This is a genomic window from Rhizobium sp. SSA_523, assembly GCF_030435705.1.
GTDB lineage: Bacteria > Pseudomonadota > Alphaproteobacteria > Rhizobiales > Rhizobiaceae > Neorhizobium.
In genome coordinates this window covers 1,541,246-1,559,601 of sequence record NZ_CP129382.1, presented here as the reverse complement: position 1 = coordinate 1,559,601, position 18,356 = coordinate 1,541,246, and the positions used below count along the sequence as shown (strand labels likewise).

The 18,356-nt window shown below is 61.8% G+C and carries 22 protein-coding genes; 10 read left to right on the top strand and 12 right to left on the bottom strand.

Annotated features, from left to right (window positions below; all coding sequences use genetic code 11):
• Nucleotides 1–59 precede the first annotated feature (59 nt).
• The 4 genes from QTJ18_RS15890 (at nucleotide 60) to QTJ18_RS15875 (ending at nucleotide 2,483) form a co-directional block, all read left to right on the top strand.
• Nucleotides 60–317, top strand: a complete 258-nt coding sequence (locus tag QTJ18_RS15890) for an accessory factor UbiK family protein (RefSeq protein ID WP_252751152.1) — start codon at nucleotides 60–62, stop codon at nucleotides 315–317.
• A 468-nt stretch (nucleotides 318–785) separates the two neighbouring features.
• Nucleotides 786–1,286 (top strand): type III secretion system chaperone family protein, encoded by a 501-nt coding sequence (locus QTJ18_RS15885; protein WP_252751151.1) that lies wholly within the window; start codon nucleotides 786–788, stop codon nucleotides 1,284–1,286.
• A complete protein-coding gene (gene proC / locus QTJ18_RS15880) occupies nucleotides 1,286–2,104 on the top strand; it encodes a pyrroline-5-carboxylate reductase (protein WP_252751150.1) in 819 nt (272 codons plus the stop codon). The genes QTJ18_RS15885 and proC overlap by 1 nt, the downstream gene beginning before the upstream one ends.
• A gap of 40 nt (nucleotides 2,105–2,144) precedes the next feature.
• On the top strand, nucleotides 2,145–2,483 hold the full coding sequence (locus QTJ18_RS15875; RefSeq protein ID WP_252751149.1) for a tRNA-binding protein: 339 nt from the start codon (nucleotides 2,145–2,147) through the stop codon (nucleotides 2,481–2,483).
• 43 nt (nucleotides 2,484–2,526) lie between these two features.
• On the opposite strand, the gene QTJ18_RS15870 is transcribed toward QTJ18_RS15875, so the two are convergent.
• The 3 genes from QTJ18_RS15870 to QTJ18_RS15860 all read right to left on the bottom strand — a co-directional run bounded on the left by QTJ18_RS15870 (nucleotide 2,527) and on the right by QTJ18_RS15860 (nucleotide 5,272).
• Nucleotides 2,527–3,981, bottom strand: a complete 1,455-nt coding sequence (locus QTJ18_RS15870) for an ATP-binding protein (RefSeq protein ID WP_252751148.1) — start codon at nucleotides 3,979–3,981, stop codon at nucleotides 2,527–2,529.
• 117 nt (nucleotides 3,982–4,098) lie between these two features.
• Nucleotides 4,099–4,803: a response regulator gene (locus QTJ18_RS15865; protein ID WP_252751147.1), complete on the bottom strand. Its 705-nt coding sequence runs from the start codon at nucleotides 4,801–4,803 to the stop codon at nucleotides 4,099–4,101.
• A 1-nt stretch (nucleotide 4,804) separates the two neighbouring features.
• Entirely contained in the window at nucleotides 4,805–5,272 is a 468-nt protein-coding gene (locus tag QTJ18_RS15860) for a MarR family winged helix-turn-helix transcriptional regulator (protein ID WP_252751146.1), read from the bottom strand.
• 298 nt (nucleotides 5,273–5,570) lie between these two features.
• Between QTJ18_RS15860 and QTJ18_RS15855 the strand changes: the two genes are divergently transcribed.
• Together QTJ18_RS15855 and QTJ18_RS15850 are read left to right on the top strand one after the other, a co-directional pair.
• Nucleotides 5,571–5,762 carry a hypothetical protein gene (locus QTJ18_RS15855; RefSeq protein ID WP_252751145.1) on the top strand — a complete coding sequence of 64 codons (192 nt, stop codon included), beginning with the start codon at nucleotides 5,571–5,573 and terminating at the stop codon, nucleotides 5,760–5,762.
• Between the two features lie 85 nt (nucleotides 5,763–5,847).
• Complete coding sequence (locus QTJ18_RS15850) at nucleotides 5,848–6,495, top strand: MBL fold metallo-hydrolase (RefSeq protein ID WP_252751144.1); 648 nt, start codon at nucleotides 5,848–5,850, stop codon at nucleotides 6,493–6,495.
• Between the two features lie 392 nt (nucleotides 6,496–6,887).
• Here the strand turns inward: QTJ18_RS15850 and QTJ18_RS15845 are convergent, their stop codons facing one another.
• The 3 genes from QTJ18_RS15845 to QTJ18_RS15835 all read right to left on the bottom strand — a co-directional run bounded on the left by QTJ18_RS15845 (nucleotide 6,888) and on the right by QTJ18_RS15835 (nucleotide 8,905).
• Nucleotides 6,888–7,103 (bottom strand): cold-shock protein, encoded by a 216-nt coding sequence (locus QTJ18_RS15845; RefSeq protein WP_003494703.1) that lies wholly within the window; start codon nucleotides 7,101–7,103, stop codon nucleotides 6,888–6,890.
• 457 nt (nucleotides 7,104–7,560) lie between these two features.
• Nucleotides 7,561–8,454, bottom strand: a complete 894-nt coding sequence (locus tag QTJ18_RS15840) for a DMT family transporter (RefSeq protein ID WP_252751143.1) — start codon at nucleotides 8,452–8,454, stop codon at nucleotides 7,561–7,563.
• Between the two features lie 100 nt (nucleotides 8,455–8,554).
• Nucleotides 8,555–8,905, bottom strand: coding sequence for a hypothetical protein (locus tag QTJ18_RS15835; RefSeq protein WP_252751142.1), 351 nt, complete (start codon nucleotides 8,903–8,905; stop codon nucleotides 8,555–8,557).
• A gap of 304 nt (nucleotides 8,906–9,209) precedes the next feature.
• Here QTJ18_RS15835 and QTJ18_RS15830 point away from each other — a divergent pair, with 304 nt between their 5' ends.
• The 3 genes from QTJ18_RS15830 (at nucleotide 9,210) to QTJ18_RS15820 (ending at nucleotide 11,174) form a co-directional block, all read left to right on the top strand.
• Entirely contained in the window at nucleotides 9,210–10,412 is a 1,203-nt protein-coding gene (locus QTJ18_RS15830) for a pyridoxal phosphate-dependent aminotransferase (protein WP_252751141.1), read from the top strand.
• A 100-nt stretch (nucleotides 10,413–10,512) separates the two neighbouring features.
• A complete protein-coding gene (locus QTJ18_RS15825; RefSeq protein ID WP_252751140.1) occupies nucleotides 10,513–10,785 on the top strand; it encodes a type II toxin-antitoxin system Phd/YefM family antitoxin in 273 nt (90 codons plus the stop codon).
• Nucleotides 10,786–10,811: 26 nt separating this feature from the next.
• Nucleotides 10,812–11,174, top strand: coding sequence for a type II toxin-antitoxin system VapC family toxin (locus QTJ18_RS15820; RefSeq protein WP_252751139.1), 363 nt, complete (start codon nucleotides 10,812–10,814; stop codon nucleotides 11,172–11,174).
• Between the two features lie 32 nt (nucleotides 11,175–11,206).
• Here the strand turns inward: QTJ18_RS15820 and QTJ18_RS15815 are convergent, their stop codons facing one another.
• Together QTJ18_RS15815 and QTJ18_RS15810 are read right to left on the bottom strand one after the other, a co-directional pair.
• Nucleotides 11,207–12,430, bottom strand: coding sequence for a PQQ-dependent sugar dehydrogenase (locus tag QTJ18_RS15815; RefSeq protein WP_252751138.1), 1,224 nt, complete (start codon nucleotides 12,428–12,430; stop codon nucleotides 11,207–11,209).
• 189 nt (nucleotides 12,431–12,619) lie between these two features.
• A complete protein-coding gene (locus tag QTJ18_RS15810; RefSeq protein ID WP_252751137.1) occupies nucleotides 12,620–13,795 on the bottom strand; it encodes a calcium:cation antiporter in 1,176 nt (391 codons plus the stop codon).
• 273 nt (nucleotides 13,796–14,068) lie between these two features.
• On the opposite strand from QTJ18_RS15810, the gene QTJ18_RS15805 reads away from it, so the two are divergent.
• Nucleotides 14,069–14,323 (top strand): DUF2188 domain-containing protein, encoded by a 255-nt coding sequence (locus QTJ18_RS15805; RefSeq protein WP_252751136.1) that lies wholly within the window; start codon nucleotides 14,069–14,071, stop codon nucleotides 14,321–14,323.
• Nucleotides 14,324–14,438: 115 nt separating this feature from the next.
• On the opposite strand, the gene QTJ18_RS15800 is transcribed toward QTJ18_RS15805, so the two are convergent.
• The 4 genes from QTJ18_RS15800 to trxB all read right to left on the bottom strand — a co-directional run bounded on the left by QTJ18_RS15800 (nucleotide 14,439) and on the right by trxB (nucleotide 18,247).
• Nucleotides 14,439–15,560: an alkene reductase gene (locus QTJ18_RS15800; RefSeq protein ID WP_252751135.1), complete on the bottom strand. Its 1,122-nt coding sequence runs from the start codon at nucleotides 15,558–15,560 to the stop codon at nucleotides 14,439–14,441.
• A 52-nt stretch (nucleotides 15,561–15,612) separates the two neighbouring features.
• Complete coding sequence (locus QTJ18_RS15795) at nucleotides 15,613–15,909, bottom strand: ArsR/SmtB family transcription factor (RefSeq protein WP_252751134.1); 297 nt, start codon at nucleotides 15,907–15,909, stop codon at nucleotides 15,613–15,615.
• A gap of 455 nt (nucleotides 15,910–16,364) precedes the next feature.
• Nucleotides 16,365–17,267 carry a LysR family transcriptional regulator VtlR gene (locus tag QTJ18_RS15790; protein ID WP_252751133.1) on the bottom strand — a complete coding sequence of 301 codons (903 nt, stop codon included), beginning with the start codon at nucleotides 17,265–17,267 and terminating at the stop codon, nucleotides 16,365–16,367.
• Nucleotides 17,268–17,269: 2 nt separating this feature from the next.
• Entirely contained in the window at nucleotides 17,270–18,247 is a 978-nt protein-coding gene (gene trxB, locus QTJ18_RS15785; protein WP_252751132.1) for a thioredoxin-disulfide reductase, read from the bottom strand.
• Between the last annotated feature and the right edge of the window lie 109 nt (nucleotides 18,248–18,356).

The window sequence follows — 18,356 nt, the reverse complement described above, 5'->3', positions numbered from 1 at the left end:
AACTTCGCCGCCTGGACCCATTTGTCTTCAAGCCGGCGACAGACAAGGAGACCAAGGCCATGTCGACCGGTAGCAATCGGATGCTGGATGAATTCGCGCGGATGATGACGGATGCAGCCGGCGCCGCCCAGGGCTTCCGCCAGGAGGCGGAGACCGCCATGCGCGCGCAGATGGAGCGGTTCATCAATTCGATGGATCTCGTCAAGCGCGAGGAATTCGAAGTGGTGCGCGACATGGCGATCAAGGCGCGCGACGAGAACGAGGCGCTGAAGGCACGGATCGAGGCTCTGGAAGCCCGCCACTCCTCGGAGGCCTGAAGATCCTCCCCGGCTGACCGCCGCCGTGGATGCCATTATTTTTTAGCCTATCATCATACTCTGTGCCGGAATGAAGCGGCGCGTGCCTGCAATTTAAGCCGGGACGCGCCGTTTTGCATATTGACCATGCCGATGCGCGTCATTTTTCAAAAGTTTAATTCCGGCCTGTGGACACATCTGAAAAAGCATGTCGGCAGAGTCGCTTAATCCCGCTTGCTGAGACGATTTCGGAGGCTTTCAAATGAGTCGTCCCCGTAAAAATGCAGCCATGGGGCTGGCAGCCAGACTCATCACCGATACACTGATTTTAAATGATGATTCTAAACAGTGACCGCAAGCTCCAGGCAGGGCCTCTGTGGTGAAGTCGAGGCTGCGAAGGATCATCGAGACAGGAATTTCCGGTATAGTGTTCGCGTCGTCTGGTGTTCTCGCACGAATGTCGCTTCATCCCGGTTGAGAAGGTGCCGCATGAGCCTGATAGATATCGATATGGAACGTCACTCGAACCCGGTCGACATGATCGAGTTCGTCGCAGCCTCCAATGACTGGACGTTCGAACGTGCGGGCGAGGACGAAATCGCCATGACGGTCGCCGGACACTGGACGGACTACCACATTTCCTTTTCCTGGATGGAGGAGTTCGAAGCTCTGCATCTGGCCTGCGCTTTCGATATCCGCATCCCCGATGCGCGCGTCAACGAGGTGATCCGCCTGCTGTCGCAGATCAATGGCCAGGTGCTGATGGGGCATTTCGACCTGTGGCGACAGGAAGACGTGGTGATCTTCCGCCAGTCGCTCCTGCTGTCGGGCGGTGCGGAACCGACCAATCAGCAGGTGGAGGTTCTGCTGTCGAATGCGCTGGAAACCTGCGAAACCTATTTCCAGGCTTTTCAGTTCGTCGTCTGGTCCGGACTGGAAGCCAAGAAGGCCATGGAAGCCGTATTGTTCGAAACCGTGGGTGAGTGCTGATGCCTGTCTCAGCGTCGACGCCGCTCGTGCTTGTGGGCGCCGGCAATATGGGCGGCGCCATGCTGTCCGGCTGGTTGAAGAATGGCGTTGACGGCGCCTCGGTGCTGGTCATCGATCCCGGTCCCTCCGAGGCCATGGCCGCGCAGATGAAAGAGGCCGGTGCACGCCACGAGCGTTCGGCCCCTGAAGGGGTGACGGCCGCCATTGTGTTCATCGCCGTCAAGCCGCAGGTGATGGAGACCGTTCTGCCGCCGCTGAAAGCGCTGATCGGACCCGAGACGGTGATCGTCTCGGTGGCGGCCGGCAAGACGCTGGCCTTTCTCGCGCAGCATCTGGGCGATGCCGGCATGGTCCGTGCCATGCCCAATACGCCGGCCATGATCGGCCGTGGCGTGACCGGCGCCTATGCCAATGACCGGGTGACGGATTCCATGCGCGCGGAGGTTCATGATCTGCTGAAGGTTAGCGGTCCGGTGGAATGGGTCGAGCGGGAAGAAGATATCGACGCTGTCACGGCGGTGTCCGGCAGCGGCCCGGCCTATGTCTTCTATCTGGTCGAATGCATGGCGGAAGCGGGGCGCAAGCTGGGGCTTCCGGCGGATCTTTCCATGCGGCTGGCGCGAGAAACCGTTGCCGGTGCCGGCGAACTCCTGCATCGCTCGCCGGAGGAGGCTTCGCGCCTGCGCCAGAACGTGACCTCGCCGGGCGGAACGACCGCCGCGGCGCTTTCGGTGCTGATGGCGCCAGAGGCAATGCAGCCGCTATTCGACAAGGCCATTGCTGCGGCGCGCCTGCGCGCGGAAGAGCTCGGCCGCTGACAGAGCAGGCGGAGACATATCAGGCGAGAAGGGCAGGGGAATGGCGGAGATCAGCTATGACGACTTCGAAAAGGTGGAGATCCGCGTCGGTACCATCGTCGAGGCCGAGGAATTTCCGCAAGCCCGCAAGCCCGCTTACAAATTGAAGATCGATTTCGGTGCGGAGATCGGTGTCAGGCGCTCCTCGGCGCAGATCACCGTGCATTATACGCCGGACGGGCTGATCGGCCGTCAGGTGCTGGCGGTGGTGAATTTTCCGCCGCGCCAGATCGGCCCCTTCCGATCCGAAGTGCTGACGCTCGGTTTTGCCGATGACGCCGGCGCCATTGTCCTGGCCGGCGTGGAGCGACCTGTGCCGAACGGCCAGAGGATGATCTGACCGCTCCGGATGAGCGGAGCCACGCTTGGCCCACCCTCTTCCATCAGGCCGGAACCCTGACAACCGCGCGCAAGCCCCCTTGCGGACTGTCGGAGAGCGTCACATTGCCGCCATGGGCGCGGGCAATATCGCGGGCGATCGACAGGCCGAGCCCGGTGCCGGAGGCGTTCAGATTGCGCGCCTCGTCCAGCCGGTAGAAAGGCTTGAATACATCCTCGCGCGATGTCTCGGGAATGCCGGGACCATCGTCGTCCAGCGTCAGGGTCAGCCATTTGGCGCTGTGGCGGGCATCGATGTGAAGCGTCTTTGCGTAACGCTGGGCGTTTTGGGCGAGATTGCCGACCAGCCGGGTAAAGGCGCCGGGCCGGACCGCCAGCACGTCCTCGCCCTCGATGCTATAGGTCATGACCTTGCCGTGCAGGGTAAAATCCGCCCTGATCTTCTCCAGCAGCTCGCTCAGCTTCAGCTCGCCGAAATCCTCCTCCGCCTCGGTGCGGGCAAAGGCGAGATAGCCTTCGAGCATGCTCTGCATATCCTCCACGTCGGCGCTCATGCCGGCGAGGTCGGGATTGTTGCCCGCCAGCGCCAGCTGCAGCTTGAAGCGCGTGAGAATGGTGCGCAGGTCGTGGCTGATGCCGGCAAGCATGGCGGTGCGCTGCTCCATCTGCCGCTCGATACGCTCGCGCATCTGGATGAAGGCATAGCCGGCGCGGCGGATCTCATCGGCGCCCCGCGGCACGAAAGGCCCCGCCCGCTGCCCCTTGCCGAAGCTTTCCGCGGCGCGGGCAAGCGCCAGGATGGGGCGGATCTGGCCGCGCAGGAACAGGATGGAAATGCTGATCAGAAGCAGCGATGTGCCGAACATCCAGACCAGGAAGATATGCGTATTGGCCGCATAGGTCTGGTTGCGCACCGTATAAACCCGCAGCACCTTGTCGGCCAGCTGGATGCGGATCTCGACGAGCCGGCTGTCGCCCACGGTGTCGATCCAGAAGGGCAGGTGGATCTGCTTGTTGATCTGCTCGGCGAGAATGTCGTCCAGGATCTCGAAGAAGGGCTTGGGCCGCGGGGGCGGCAGCTGCGCGCCCGGTTCGATCGAGATGTTCATCGTCAGCTGGTCGCGGGCAATCCGCGCAATTGCGCTGTAATCGCCATCGGCAGGCGGAAAGGTGCGGATCATCTCGATGATGGCGGCGATATCGCGGGTCGTGCCCTGCGCCAGCCGTTCCGTGACATTGCGCCAGTGCCGTTCCATGAACACCGCCGAGACGACGGTCTGGGTCAGCAGCATGGGGATGACGACGATCAGCACCGTCCGCATATAGAGGCCGGTCGGCATGCGGCGTTTCAGCCAGCGGCCGATGGGTGCCCAACCGGGCGGCGACTTTATGCGCTGAACGCCAGCCCGCAGGCTCTCGGGAAGAAAGCTCAGGTCCCGGCGGAGCCGCTCGCGCAGATGCGCCGCGTTCCTCCGTGCCGTTTCAGCGACATGCTTCATGCCCGTCCTTCCGGCTGCCGCGCCGATCTGCCGCGCCCATCTGTCGGCGCTTGTCAGGGTTGGCCGTGTCTGTTCGTGATCCGCCTCGCCGTCCGCCTTACCCATGCCTGCGCATCGTCAATCGATGCTGAGACGATAGCCGACGCCGCGCACCGTCTGCAGATAGACCGGATTGGCCGGATCTTCCTCGATCTTGCGCCGCAAGCGGTTGATCTGGACGTCGATCGTGCGTTCTCCCACTTCGGCATCGTCGCCGATCAATTCGTGGCGGGGAATGGTTTCGCCCGCCCGCAGCGCGAAGAGCAGCATGATGTCCTGCTCGCGGTCCGTCAACCGGATGGTTTCGGCCGCCCGGCGCAGCTCCTTGCGGGCAATGGAGAAGGTGAAGGGGCCGAACATGATCTGGTCGATCTTCGGCGTGTCCGCCTGCATGTTGCGTCGCAGGATATTGTTGATGCGCAAAACGAGTTCGCGCGGATCGAAGGGTTTCGGCAGATAATCGTCGGCGCCCGCCTCCAGTCCCTCGATGCGCGATTGCGCCTCCGCCTTGGCGGTGAGGAGAATGATCGGGATCGGCCGCTTGTCCCGCATGGACTGGGTCAGCGCAATGCCTGTTTCGCCGGGCATCATGACATCGAGGATCATCAGGTCGAAATCGAGGCCTTCCAGCTTGCGGCGGGCTTCTGCGGCATCACCCGCCACGGTGACGCGGAAGCCCTGTTCCATCAGGTACCGGTTGAGAAGATCGCGGATGCGCGTATCGTCGTCCACCACGAGAAGATGGGCTGCATCATCCGACAGCGGCACTGGCGCATTCCCCATATCACTCCACCTCCATCTCGCGTCGGGCCAGGTTTTCGTCGCGGCCTCGCATGGCGCGCAGGAAGGCCTGCACGCCATTCCGCTGCTCCGGCGAGAGGCCCTGCATTGCATGGGATATGCGGCGGGACTGAGGCTCCGACAGCGCCAGCGCCAGTTCGCGCCCCGCAAGGGTCGGGTAAAGCCGCCGCTGGCGCCGATCCTTGGCGCCCGCCATCTGCCGGATATAGCCGCTATCGATCAGCTGTTTCAGCACCCGTGCAAGGCTTTGCTTGGTGATCTGCAGCGTGTCCAGAAGATCCGTCACCATCATGCCGGGATGCCGGCTGACGAAATAGACGACGCGGTGATGCGCGCGGCCCATCTCGATCTCCGCAAGAATGGCGTCCGGATCGGAGATGAAGTCGCGATAGGCGAAGAAGAAGAGTTCGATCGTTTCGAAGTCGATCTGGCTTTCATCGACCGCCGGCATGGGCGGCAATGCCTTCTTTGCGGCTTTGGCGGTCGATCCCGATGGCACTGCTGTTCCTTTCAAGCCCTCGCGCATTCGCGAGTGTTCAAGGCCCGACGGCAGGGCGATGATCTTGGTCTCGCGACGCAGAACCTGATTAATCGCGAAGCGCCGCAACAATCAACCCGATTATGGGCATCTGTGCAAGAAAGCCACAGTCACCGCGCCATCTCCTTCGCCGGCCATGCCACCCCTGACAAATGCGGAACCTTTTCTGTCAGAGGTCGTTGCGATGACAGACAGATCCCGGAGAGATAACATGGCTTTAGTCAGCTTCAACGAACCGGTGCCGAAGCGCATCAGCGTTCCGTCCATCGCCGCCAACCATCCCCTGCGCCCGGTGCTTTTCACGGTATTCGGCCTTAAGCTGGTCGTCGCGGTCTTCCTGATCGGCTGCGCCTCTATCGTTCCGCCGGTCTCCGCCCAGAGCGGCTATTCGTCCCTCGACTGATCGACCCGGAACGACCGGTTGATGGGTTCCGCCGGCCGTTGTTTGGAACTATACCGGATCACCGAGTTCCACGATGCGAGGTTTCATGGGCCAGCTTCAAGCGGGTGTCATTCCGGTCACACCCTTCCAGCAGAATTGCACCATCCTGTTCGATAGCGACACCAAGCAGGCGGTCGTGGTCGATCCCGGCGGTGATGTCGACAAGATCCTCGCCATCGTCGACGAACAGGGCCTGGCAGTGAAGGAGATATGGATCACCCATGGCCATATCGACCATGCCGGCGGCGCCGAGGACCTTCGCGCCGCGCTCGGCGTTCCGGTCACCGGACCGCATACGGCAGACAAACCGCTGCTCGATGCCCTGCCGACGCACGGCGCCGCGCTGGGCATCGATCTTCCCGCAAAGGCCGTGACTCCCGACCGCTGGCTGCAGGACGGCGATGTGGTCGAACTCGGCGAGCATCGCTTCGAGGTGCTGCATTGCCCTGGCCATGCGCCGGGCCACGTGATCTTCTTCAATCGCGAGATGCGCTTTTGCATCATGGGCGATGTCCTCTTCAACGGCTCGATCGGCCGGACCGATCTGCCTGGAGGCAACCATCAGCAATTGCTGGACAGTATTCGCGACAAGGTTCTGCCGCTCGGCGATGATGTGGGCTTCCTCTGCGGCCATGGACCGGCAAGCCGGATCGGCGACGAACGCCGCAACAATCCCTTTCTGCGCGGTCTTTGAGGCACGGTCCTTCTTGCGGGAAGGCCGCATCGCGACGCCGCGGCCGATGCGGAACGGTCGCGCCAAGGGGCTGAGGGGCGAAAGGCTCGAATGCGGAAAGGCTTGCATGGCTGAATGCACCGGAGGCCTGACCGACATGCCTTGGCGGCCGCGCTCAAACGCCAGCAGGGAGGCGGCTAAAACTTCGACCGCCAGCGGGATCACCTGCGGCGGATCAGGCCCGGCCAGGTGAGGCGCAATCAGGGCAGGCGCGGTTGATTGGTCACCCGCGGGCCGCTGAGGCGGCGGACGGGGACCCGCAGCCAGGTCGGGACGTGCCGGCCAGGCATCGGATATAAAAAAACCCGGCACTGCTGCCGGGCTTCAACTCGAAGAGAAAGGCTAGAAAGATGTCAGCCAGCAATCTGCAGATTGACGGCTTTCGGGCCCTTACCGCGACGATCCGGTTCCGTGTCGAAGCTTACTTTCTGATTTTCTGACAGACCGGACAGGCCAGAAGCCTGTACAGCTGAGATATGGACGAAGATATCAGCTCCGCCATTATCGGGCTTGATAAAACCGAAGCCCTTGTCGGTGTTGAAGAATTTTACAGTGCCAGTCTCGGCCATGCATCAGGTCCTTTTTCCTCTGTCCGTGTTCAGCGGCGGACAGCATCACGATATTGCCCCTTGCGGGGCTGGCGGCAGGCATTTCGAAATGGAGGAAAGGGGCCCGTCTTACCGCGTGGGATGGAAGAGAAACATCGTCAAAACTATTCTTCCCCTCTTGCCCCCGCTCGGAAGTTTTGGCGCTTCCGAAACGCTTCATTATAGGTCTTCCCATGCTCGCAAATTGCCCGAACATGCACAGAGTGCTGTGTTTATCGTGAATTGGCAAGAAAAAGTTTTGCGACTCCACTCGCAGGACAGCGAAAAAGTGTAGTTCCTTGCCGCCGATCGCCAGAAGCTTGGGCTTTGTCAAGTCCAGTCGCGGGCTCGGCCAGCATCCTTGCAACCCTGAGATGAGGTCCGTCCGCACGGCATTATCCGTTCTTCGGCCGCCCGCCGCTGCCTTTTGGATCGGCAGCTATGGATGGCGCAGGGTGCGGCGGCGCAGGATCTCGGGGATGATCTCCACCATGAGCATGGATGCGAAGATGAGCGCGCATCCAAGATAGCCGAGGGAGGGCAGGGTCTCGCCCAGAAGCAGGGCTCCGAAGAAGGCGCCGAAAAGCGCCTCCGAGGAGAGGAAGATTGCGGCCTGGGGTGCGGTGGTATGGCGCTGGCCGATGATCTGCAGGACGAAGGCCAGGCCCGAGGAGATCAGCCCGACATAGAGGATCTCGACGAGCGCACCGTTGATCGACGCCATGGAGACCTCCTCCCAGCCGATGCCGAGGGCAAGCGCGAGGAGGGCACAGACGGCAAACTGCGTGGCCGACAGCGCAAGCGGCCGCGAGGAGCGGGTGACGAAATAGCCGGCCAGCACGATCTGCAAGGCCCAGAAGGCCGCGCAGGTCACGCTCCACAGATCGCCCGCCGACATGTCGGTCACTGTGCCTCCGGCGAGCAGGAAGATGCCCGAGAGCGCAAGCAGTGCCGCCGGCCAGATGATCCAGTGCGGAGATTGGCGGAAGAGGAGGATGGAGATGACCGGCACGAAGACGACGTAGAGGCCGGTGAGAAAGCTGGAATTGGTCACCGTGGTGGTGGTGAGGCCGATCTGCTGGGTGATGGCGCCGCCGAAGAGGGCGGTGCCGACCAGGGCAAAGCCCGCCAGTTCGCGCGGGGAAGGAGAGGCGCCGCGGCGCCGGCTTTCCACAAGCGCGAAGGGCAGAACGGCAAGCGCGGCCATCAGGAAGCGCAGGCCGACGAACCAGAAAGGCCCGATTGCCTGCATGGCGGTGGATTGCGCCACGAAACCGCCGCCCCAGATAGCGGCTGCCAGAAGAAGAACGAGGTTCGCCTGCAGGCGGGTCATGGAAGGATCCTGATGGTGGGGGAGCCGAAGGGCGGCAGGCCGGTTTATCAGGAGGTATCAGATGCAGCAAGTGATGGCGGCAGGCGCCGCCGATTGCATATCAGGACCGGCTGATGCGGCCGCCATGCGAGCGGGCCCGCGTCTCATCCTTAGGCGCGCCGGACTGGCGGAAGCTCCTGTGCCAGAGGCCAGCTGCCGCCACGGAGAAGATCAGGATCAGCGCCATGCTGAGAATGCGGTGGTCCGGGGCAGGCCCGGTCTCGAGCAGCAATTGCGGCGTCACGATCTGCGACCAGTTCGAGATCTCGCTGGCCGAGGCCGTGCCGGCAAGGGCGAAGATCATCAGCGTGCAGGCCGCGAGCGCCGTCACCGCAACCCAAAGATTGATGCCCTTGCGATGCAGCCGGATCCGCGTGGTGGCTTCTTCATCATCCAGGAACATGGTGGTCATCCTCATTCTCACATCTGCACTGCAGGCAAGAAAGCGTCGGAAAGCGTCGCCACAAGGACCGATTTAAGGCAGTCGGCGGTATTTCTTGCGGCGAAAACAAGGCGCTACCGATTGTGGTTAAATTGCCACGTGATCTTGTGTTTTCGTTAAGACTTTGTTCAAATTTTATCGGATCGACGCTGCAGCGGCCGAGGCTACGGGAATCTCCCCCGCCGGCCTTGAACTCGCGGCTTTTCTTCGACATAGAAGGCGACGGCAAAACCAAGCTGGTCTGCCGTTTCAACAGCTTCAGGATCCCTTCATCATGGCCTTTCTTGCCGATGCACTTTCCCGCGTAAAGCCGTCCGCCACCATTGCCGTTTCGCAGAAGGCGCGCGAATTGAAAGCCAAAGGCCGCGACGTGATCGGTCTTGGTGCGGGAGAGCCGGATTTCGATACGCCGGACAATGTCAAGCAGGCCGCCATCGATGCCATCAACCGCGGCGAGACGAAGTATACGCCGGTTTCCGGCATTCCGCAGCTGCGTGAGGCGATCGCCAAGAAGTTCAAGCGCGAGAACGGTCTCGACTACACGCCCGCCCAGACGATCGTCGGCACGGGCGGCAAGCAGATCCTGTTCAATGCCTTCATGGCGACGCTCAATCCCGGCGATGAAGTGATCATTCCCACACCCTACTGGGTCTCCTATCCGGAGATGGTCTCCCTGTGCGGCGGCACGCCGATTTTCGTGGCGACGACCCAGGAGAACAATTTCAAGCTTGTTCCGGCCGATCTGGAAAGCGCGATCACGCCGAAGACGAAGTGGTTCGTGTTCAACTCGCCGTCCAATCCGTCGGGTGCTGCCTACAGCCATGACGAGCTGAAGGCGCTGACGGACGTGCTGGTCAAGCATCCGCATGTCTGGGTGCTGACGGACGACATGTACGAGCACCTGACATTCGGCGATTTCAAGTTCGCGACGCCCGTCGAAGTCGAGCCCAAGCTCTACGACCGCACCTTGACGATGAACGGCGTCTCCAAGGCCTATGCCATGACCGGCTGGCGCATCGGCTATGCAGCCGGTCCGCTCGAACTGATCAAGGCCATGGACATGATCCAGGGACAGCAGACCTCCGGCGCATCCTCGATCGCCCAATGGGCGGCTGTCGAGGCGCTGAACGGGCCGCAGGATTTCGTCGAGAAGAACAAGAAGATCTTCGAAGGCCGCCGCGACCTGGTGGTCTCCATGCTCAACCAGGCAACCGGAATTACCTGCCCGAACCCGGAAGGCGCTTTCTACGTCTATCCGTCCTGCAAGGGGCTGATCGGCAAGACCGCACCCTCGGGCAAGGTGATCGAAACCGACGAGGATTTCGTCACCGAACTTCTGGAAACGGAGGGCGTCGCCGTGGTGCATGGCTCCGCTTTCGGCCTCGGCCCGAACTTCCGCATTTCCTACGCGACCTCGGAAGACCTGCTGGAGGAGGCGTGCCGCCGCATCCAGCGCTTCTGCGCCGCCTGCCGGTAAGAGCATCATTGATCGTCGATTGGAAGGGGCGCGCCAGGCATGGCGCGCCCCTTCGCAGCTCTTGTTGACGGTCCGAGGGCGCAGGCGTAGACTTGCCTCCATGAAAACCGTGTCCATTGCCGAAGCTCAGGATCGTTTTGACGAACTCGCCAAGCAGGTCGAGAGCGGCGAGACCGTGACCGTTACGCGCGATGGCAGGCCGGTCTTCGATATCGTGCCACGCGACGGCGCGGTGCAGAAAAAGGGCGGGATCGATCTCGATGCACTGCATGCGCATTTGCGCTCGCTTGGGATCACAAACCCGGTTCCCTACATTGCAGATGATTTCGACGATCCTCTGCCGGAGGATTTTCTGCTGCGACCCTTGCCTTGAGTGGGTGCTATCTTCTCGACACGCACATGATCCTCGCAATCCTGCGGGCGGATGTGCATCGCCGTTTTCCCTGGCTGGCGCGGTTGGTCTCGGCCTTAGATTTCGCCGGCTTCGTCAGCGTGGCCAGCCTCTGGGAAATAGCGATCAAGACCCGCATTGGGAAACTGGATCCGGGTGTTCCGCTGGAGCGTATGCAGTCCAGCCTCCACGATGCGGGCCTGACGATCCTGCCGATCGAAATCCGGCACGTCCTGACGGCCGCCGCTCCGGAGCCGCCGACGCGTGATCCCTTCGACCGGCTTCTGTTGGCGCAGTGCCAGGTCGAAGGGCTGCACCTCGTCACCATCGACCGGGCGCTGGTCGATCATCCGCTTGCCTTCCGGTTCTGACCCGTTTGGGGGCCAGAACCGCTGCCAAGCAATCAGGCCTTCGTCAGCTTCACGATGGTCGATGCGCCGCCGCCACGCTGCTCGGTGACGGCATAGACAGCGCCATCCGGCCCGACCTTCACATCGCGGATGCGGGCCTCCAGCGGCACGCGTTCCTCATGGGCCACGCGGTCATCCTGCATGTGCAGGACAACGACGCCCTGGCTCACCAGGCCGCCGACGAGGAAGGCACCCTTCCACTCCGGAATGGCATCGGCATCGTAATAGGCCATGCCGGAGGGGGCGATGACCGGATCCCAGTAATAAACCGGCTGCTCCGTATCGGCCATCTTGGTAATGCCCTTGCCCACGGGGTCGCCGCTATATTCAATACCGTAGGTGACTTCCGGCCAGCCGTAATTCTTGCCGGCCTGCGGCAGGTTCAACTCGTCGCCGCCGCGCGGGCCGTGCTCGATGGTCCACAGCCGTCCTTCTCCATCAACGGTGGCGGATTGCAGGTTTCGGTGTCCCAGCGACCAGATTTCAGGCAGGGCATTGTCCTGGCCGATGAACGGATTTCCCTCCATGGCCTTGCCGTCCTGGGTAATGCGGAAGATCTTGCCGAGGCCGCTGTTGAGATCCTGTGCCTGGACGCGGGGCTCTGCGTCGGAGCGCTCGCCCACCGTCACATAGAGTTCGCCCTGCGGACCAAAGGCCAGGCGCGAGCCGAAATGCTTGTTGCCGTCATAGCTCGGCATCTGGCGGAAGATGACCGTCATGTCCTCGAGTTTGCCGCCACCCTGTTCGTCGCGAACAAGCTTGGCGGAGCCGACGGATGTGCCATTGCCATCCTCACGCTCTTCGGAAAAGGAGAAGAAGATGCGGCCGGACTGCTCGAAATCCGGCGCGAGCGCCACATCCAGCAGACCGCCCTGACCTGCAGCATAGACTTTCGGGAGACCTTCGAGGGCGGGTCCGGCCTTGCCGTCTTTGGAGACGATGTGCATGTCGCCCTTCTTGGCGGTCACCAGCATGGCGCCGTCCGGCAGAAACTCCATCGCCCAGAGATGCGGAAGGCCTTCCGCCACAGTCTCCGTCTTGATCTTGACGACATCCTGCGGCTGCGAGGCCCGCGTCTGCCCGGCGAAAGCCGGCTCCTGGTTCTGCGCATTCGGCGGCTTGCTTTCCACCGGCTGGCCGGATTGCTGGGCGCTCGCGGGCAAAACGAAGGCGGCGGACAGAATGGTGCTGGCAAGGATCAGCGGTAAGCGGTTCATGATTTTCTCCCGGTCAATCAGTGGCGCAGCCCGCTTGTTGGGCCTGCCTCCCTGGAGAAGGTAGGCGCGTTTGGCGATCCTGCAGCACCTTGCGTCTTCAAGTTTGCTTTATCGGCAGGTGATGCAGTGCATCAGGGGCTTGCCAGACTGAGTCCGGCGATGCGTCGAAGCCGCTGTTTTCATTGCGCTTTAGAGACCGATCATGGTCAGCATCAGGAACGTGGCGAAGAGTACGAAATGGGTCATGCCTTCGATGGCATTGGTTTCGCCGTCATTGAGGTTGATGGCCGCGGCAATCAGGGTGATCGTCACCATCACCGTCTGCACCGGTGTCATCGCCATGACGAAAGGCTGTCCCGTGTAGAGCGCGATCGCCTCCATGACAGGCACGGTCAGGATCACGGTGGACAAAGACGCGCCCATGGCGATGTTGACGACGGCCTGCATGCGGTTGCGCAGCGCTGCCCGCAAGGCGGTGAGGATTTCCGGCGCGGCGGAAATGGCGGCAACGATCACCGCCATCAGGGCCGGCGGGGCGCCGCTTCCCTCAAGCCCGGTATTGATGAAGGCGGACATGAATTCGGCCAAGAGGCCGATCAGCACGACGCCAAGCAGGATGATGGTGATGGAAACCGCAGTCGATTGGCGGTCCGGCTTCGCGCGCTGAGGACCGGCTGCCGCCTGATTGCCCCCTGACGGGCTGCCCGATGTCTGGCTGCGCGATGTCTGGTTGCCAGATGGCTGGCTGCCCGACGGGGGTGGGGGCTGCTGCCGGGGATAGCTGTAGGAAAAGAAATAGCTATGCGCGCCGACCTGCATGCGCAGGAAGAGGGCGTAGAGCGCAAGCATGGCGGCAATGGTGAAGGCGGAGTAATAATGCCAGCGATCCTTCGGGATGAATTCCGGCACCACCATGGATATGCCCATGGCCGTCAGGATCATCACGCCATAGGTCTTGCCGGAATTGTCATTATAGGGCTGCTCGCCGTGGCGTAGGCCGCCCAGCAGCGCGGCCAGGCCGAGAATGCCGTTGATGTCCAGCATGACCGCCGAATAGATCGTGTCTCGTACGAGTGTCGGTGAACTGCTGCTGTTCATCAGGATCGCCAGAATGAGCACTTCCACGGCAACGGCAGACAGCGTCAGGATCATCGTGCCATAGGGATCGCCCACTTTATGAGCGAGGATTTCCGCATGATGAGCGACGCGGGTCGATGTGAGCACGATGACGAGGATCAGCACCGTTGCGGCTATCAGCGCCACGGCCTTGCCGGCTTCCAGGAGGCTGTGTTCGGTGAAGAAGGCGAGGATCGCCACCAGCGCTGCCAGCAGCAGGAAGCTTTCGCGTCTGATCAAGCCTGGCATGCTTTCACCTGTGTTACCTGTGCTACCTGATGTTCAACCGGGGCATCCGGTTTGCATCGTCGAGGCAGCGATCCGGCCGCGAAGGGAGCCAGATGCCGCAAGATCCTGAAACTGGTATAAGGCGCAAACCGGATCTATCAAGTTGTGCTACCCTGCCTTGCCGTCTCAAATCGTCAAGGGATTGCCGACGCAGGAGACGGAACCGAAGCGGAGCTTCGCGAATTGCGTCGGTGGCTGACAAGCCTTCAGCAGGCAATGAAACAGGAGAAACCGATGACCAAGGTGATCTACAAGGTGGTGCAGCACGATGGCGGCTGGGCCTATCGGCAGGGTGACGTCTTTTCCGAGACTTTTGCCTCGCATGACGATGCGCTGGCGGCGGCCCGCATCGCGGCGGCCGAACAGCAGGTCGGCGGTGAACCGGAAGAGATCAGCTGGCAGGATGCCAGCGGCAAATGGCATGTCGAACACAGCGATGGCGGAGACCGGCCCGAAGCGGAAGTCGAGGACGTTCGCGACGCGCGTTGAAGGCTGCCGGCCTTTTGTGGGTCTCAGGATCAGTGTCGCCAGGTGCGACTGAAGGCGGCCCATTCCGGGCCGCCTTTAAAAAATCGTCGCTGTTACGAAAAGGCTCGATTGTGGCTTATTCCGCGGCAGCGAGGGTCGGATAGTCCGTATAGCCTTCCGCGCCGCCGCCATAGAGCGTCTTCGGATTGACCTCGTTCCAGGCGGCGCCATCGCGGATTCGGCGCACCAGATCCGGATTGGCGATGAAGGGCTTGCCGAAGGAAACCAGGTCCGCCTTGCCGCTCTCGATAGCTGCTTTCGCCGTCTCCGCCGTGTAGCCGTTATTGACCATCCAGGCGCCCTTGCCGCCGGCTGCGACATAGGCCTGATGGAAAGCGGCGTAATCGAAGCTGGTGCCCTCATACTGGTGGTCGCGCGGACCGCCCGTTGCGCCCTCGATCACGTGGATGAAAGCAAGGTTGCGGCTGGCGAGCTGCTCCGCCACGGCATTGAAGACCGCCTGCGGGTTGCTGTCGCGAATATCGTTGGCCGGCGTCGTCGGCGACAGCCGAATCCCCGTCCGTCCGGCGCCGATTTCCGCGGCCACGGCATCGACCACTTCGAGCGTCAGTCGGATGCGGTTCTCGATCGATCCGCCATAGGCGTCGTCGCGATGATTGGCGCCGTCCTTCATGAACTGATCGAGCAGATAGCCGTTGGCGCCATGGATTTCGACGCCGTCGAAGCCGGCATCGACGGCGCCACGCGCAGCCTTGCGGAAATCATCGACAATGCCTGGCAGTTCCGCCAGTTGCAGGGCGCGCGGCGTGGAGGTTTCGGCAAAGCTGCCGGTGCCATCCTCATTCAGGATGTAGGTCTTGGATTTGGCGGCGATCGCCGAGGGGGCGACGGGCGCCTGGCCATCCGGCTGCAGCGACACATGCGAGATGCGGCCGACATGCCAGAGCTGGGCAACGATCTTGCCGCCCCGCGCATGAACGGCATCCGTCACCTTCTTCCAGCCGGCCAGTGCCTCCGGCGAATAGAGGCCGGGAACATCGGCATAGCCCTGGCCCTGATGGGTCACGGCGGTTCCTTCGGACACGATCAGGCCGGCAGTGGCGCGCTGTTCGTAATAGACCACGTTGAGATCGTTCGGAATGTTCTTCGGCGAACGATTGCGCGTCAGGGGCGCCATGACGATGCGGTTTTGCAGCGACAGATCGCCGAAGGTCACGGGGTCGAACAGGGTCGGCATGGGAAAACCTCTTGGTTGGTTTCAGATTCGGTTGGGGAGGATCAGGATGTGCTTACAGCGTGTCCTGGAGTGTCACGAGGAAGGCGCGGATGGCGTCCTCATTGCGATGGTAAAAGGTCCACTGGCCGACCCTGGTGGTCGTCACCAGACCGGCCTTTTCCAGCGTGGCAAGATGGGCCGAGACGGTGGATTGCGAGAGGCCGCAGCGCTTCTCGAACTGGTTCGCGCAGATCCCCATGTCGAGAGGATGCGCCTGCGACGAGAAGTTCGCCTGCGGCTCGCGCATCCATTCCAAAAATTCGACGCGCACCGGATGCGACAGAGCTTTGAATATGTCGATCTTGTCCATGGGTCGGGCCACTCTTTCCGCCACGCTTCCGGCGCGACGGTGCGTAAATCGTCTACAACCGATATATAGATCGGGAATTCCCGATTTAAAGAGGGGAGGGAAGAGGGATCGGTCGGCGGCTGCGGGGCCGGGCGGGGTGCTGATCAACGGCGTGGAAGAGAAAGGGCAAAAAAAGAGGGCCGCCGGATTGCTCCAGGGCCCTTGTAAGTGTGAAGGTCAAAAACCTCCAGAGGGGAACAGCTGCTGCGGTGGAACTGGGAGGAAAAGCCACCATGTGCATCAGCTATGTGCGATATGGTTCTTTATTGGGCACCGAACAATGCCGCTTAACGCATCCCAGCCATGCGCCAGGCGCACGGCTTACGGTCGGGGAACGTCAAAGAGGCTTCGCATAACCCGCAAGTCACTGACGGTCCTAGGTAAAACGACACCTGCTCAGATGCTTGCACAAGCTGTCAGAAATTCCAGTTGCGCGCCTTCGCCACGATAAAATCACGAAAAACTTTCAACTTTGCCGCGTTCTTCATCTCGTCAGGGTAGCAGAAATAGGTGTCGAACGAAGGAATATCGGCATTGATCGCAAGCTGGATAAGGCCTGGATCGCGCCCGACGATGTAATCGGGCAGGACGGCTATGCCGATTCCCAGCAGGCAGGCCCGCTTGATCGAGGTCTGGCTGTTGATCTGCAGGTGCGGCGATCGGGTATTGTCCGAATTGCGCCCGGCATATTCAAGCCAGTTCACATCGAGGAGGTAATTGGGCGCCGGCTCGCCGAAGGTGATGATGCGGTGATGATCCAGGTCCTCCACCGTCTGCGGCTCGCCAAAGCGGTTGATATAGGAAGGAGCGGCATAGACATGCATATGGACGGTGAAGAGCTTGCGCTGGATCAGGTCCGATTGCTGCGGCTGCCGCAGGCGGATCGCGCAGTCCGCGTGACGCATGTTCACGTCCAGCTCCTCATTGTCGAGGATCAGCTGGATCGACATTTCCGGGTAAAGCTGCAGGAACTCCTGCACCTTGTCGGTGAGCCAGCCCTGGCCGAGCCCGACAGTCGTCGTCACCCGCAGCTTGCCGCTTGGCTTCTCGGTGGTCTCGGTCAGCTGAACCTTGACGGTTTCCAGCTTCAGCAGAACGTCATGGGCCGTGCGGTAGAGCAGTTCGCCCTGTTCGGTCAGGATCAGGCCGCGCGCATGCCGGTGAAAGAGCTTGACGCCCACATCCTGTTCCAGCGCGCTGACCTGGCGGCTGATCGCCGACTGGGACAGGTGCAGCTTGTCGGCGGCATGCGTGAAGGATCCAGCCTCGGCTGCCGCGTGGAAAATCCGCAGTTTGTCCCAGTCAAGTGGTACGCCCATTATCACTCCGCCGCTTGTGCGATGACGGGCTGGATACCCGCGAGATAGCGTTCGGCCTCAAGTGCGGCCATGCAGCCCATGCCGGCGGCGGTGATCGCCTGGCGGAAGGTGTCGTCGGTCACATCGCCGGCGGCAAAGACGCCGGGTATGCTGGTCGCCGTCGAATCCGGCGCCGTCCACATATAGCCGTTATCCTTCAGCTTCACCTGATCCTTGAACAGCTCGGTGGCCGGGGCGTGACCGATGGCCACGAAGACGCCATCGATCGGCATGTCGCTGATGTCGCCTGTCACGGTATTGCGCAGGCGCGCGCCGGTCACCGAGGGCGGCATCGGCGGCTTGGCGAGCTCGCCGGTGATCTCGGCGATCTCGGTATTCCACATGACCTTTACATTGGGGCGCTGGAACAGGCGTTCCTGGAGGATCTTCTCCGAGCGGAAGCTGTCGCGGCGATGCACGACGGTGACCGACCGGGCAATGTTGGAGAGATACAGCGCCTCTTCGACTGCGGAATTGCCGCCGCCCACCACGATCACATCCTTGTTGCGGTAGAAGAAGCCATCGCAGGTGGCGCAGGCGGAAACGCCAAAGCCCTGGAAATGCTGCTCGCTTGCAATGCCGAGCCATTTCGCCTTGGCACCGGTGGCGATGATCAGCGTATCGGCCGTCCAGACCTGGCCCGAATCGGTGCGGACCAGGAACGGGCGCTGGTTGAGTTCGACGGAGGTCACCAGGTCATTGACGATTTCGGACCCCACATGCTTGGCCTGCTGCAGCATCTGCTCCATCAGCCAGGGGCCCTGGATCGGATCGGCGAAGCCCGGATAATTTTCGACATCGGTGGTGATCATCAGCTGACCACCCTGTTCCATACCGGCGATCAGCACCGGTTGAAGCATGGCGCGGGCCGCATAGATGGCGGCAGTATAGCCGGCAGGGCCTGAACCGATGATAAGAACGTGCGCGTGGCGGGCAGACATGGGAGCGATCCTTTCCGGGCGCAGCTCGGTCGATACAGGGTTGCGTCACCCCTTATCGTCCAGGCGCCATTTTACCCTCATTTATGAACGTTCCCTCCCGCAATTCAAG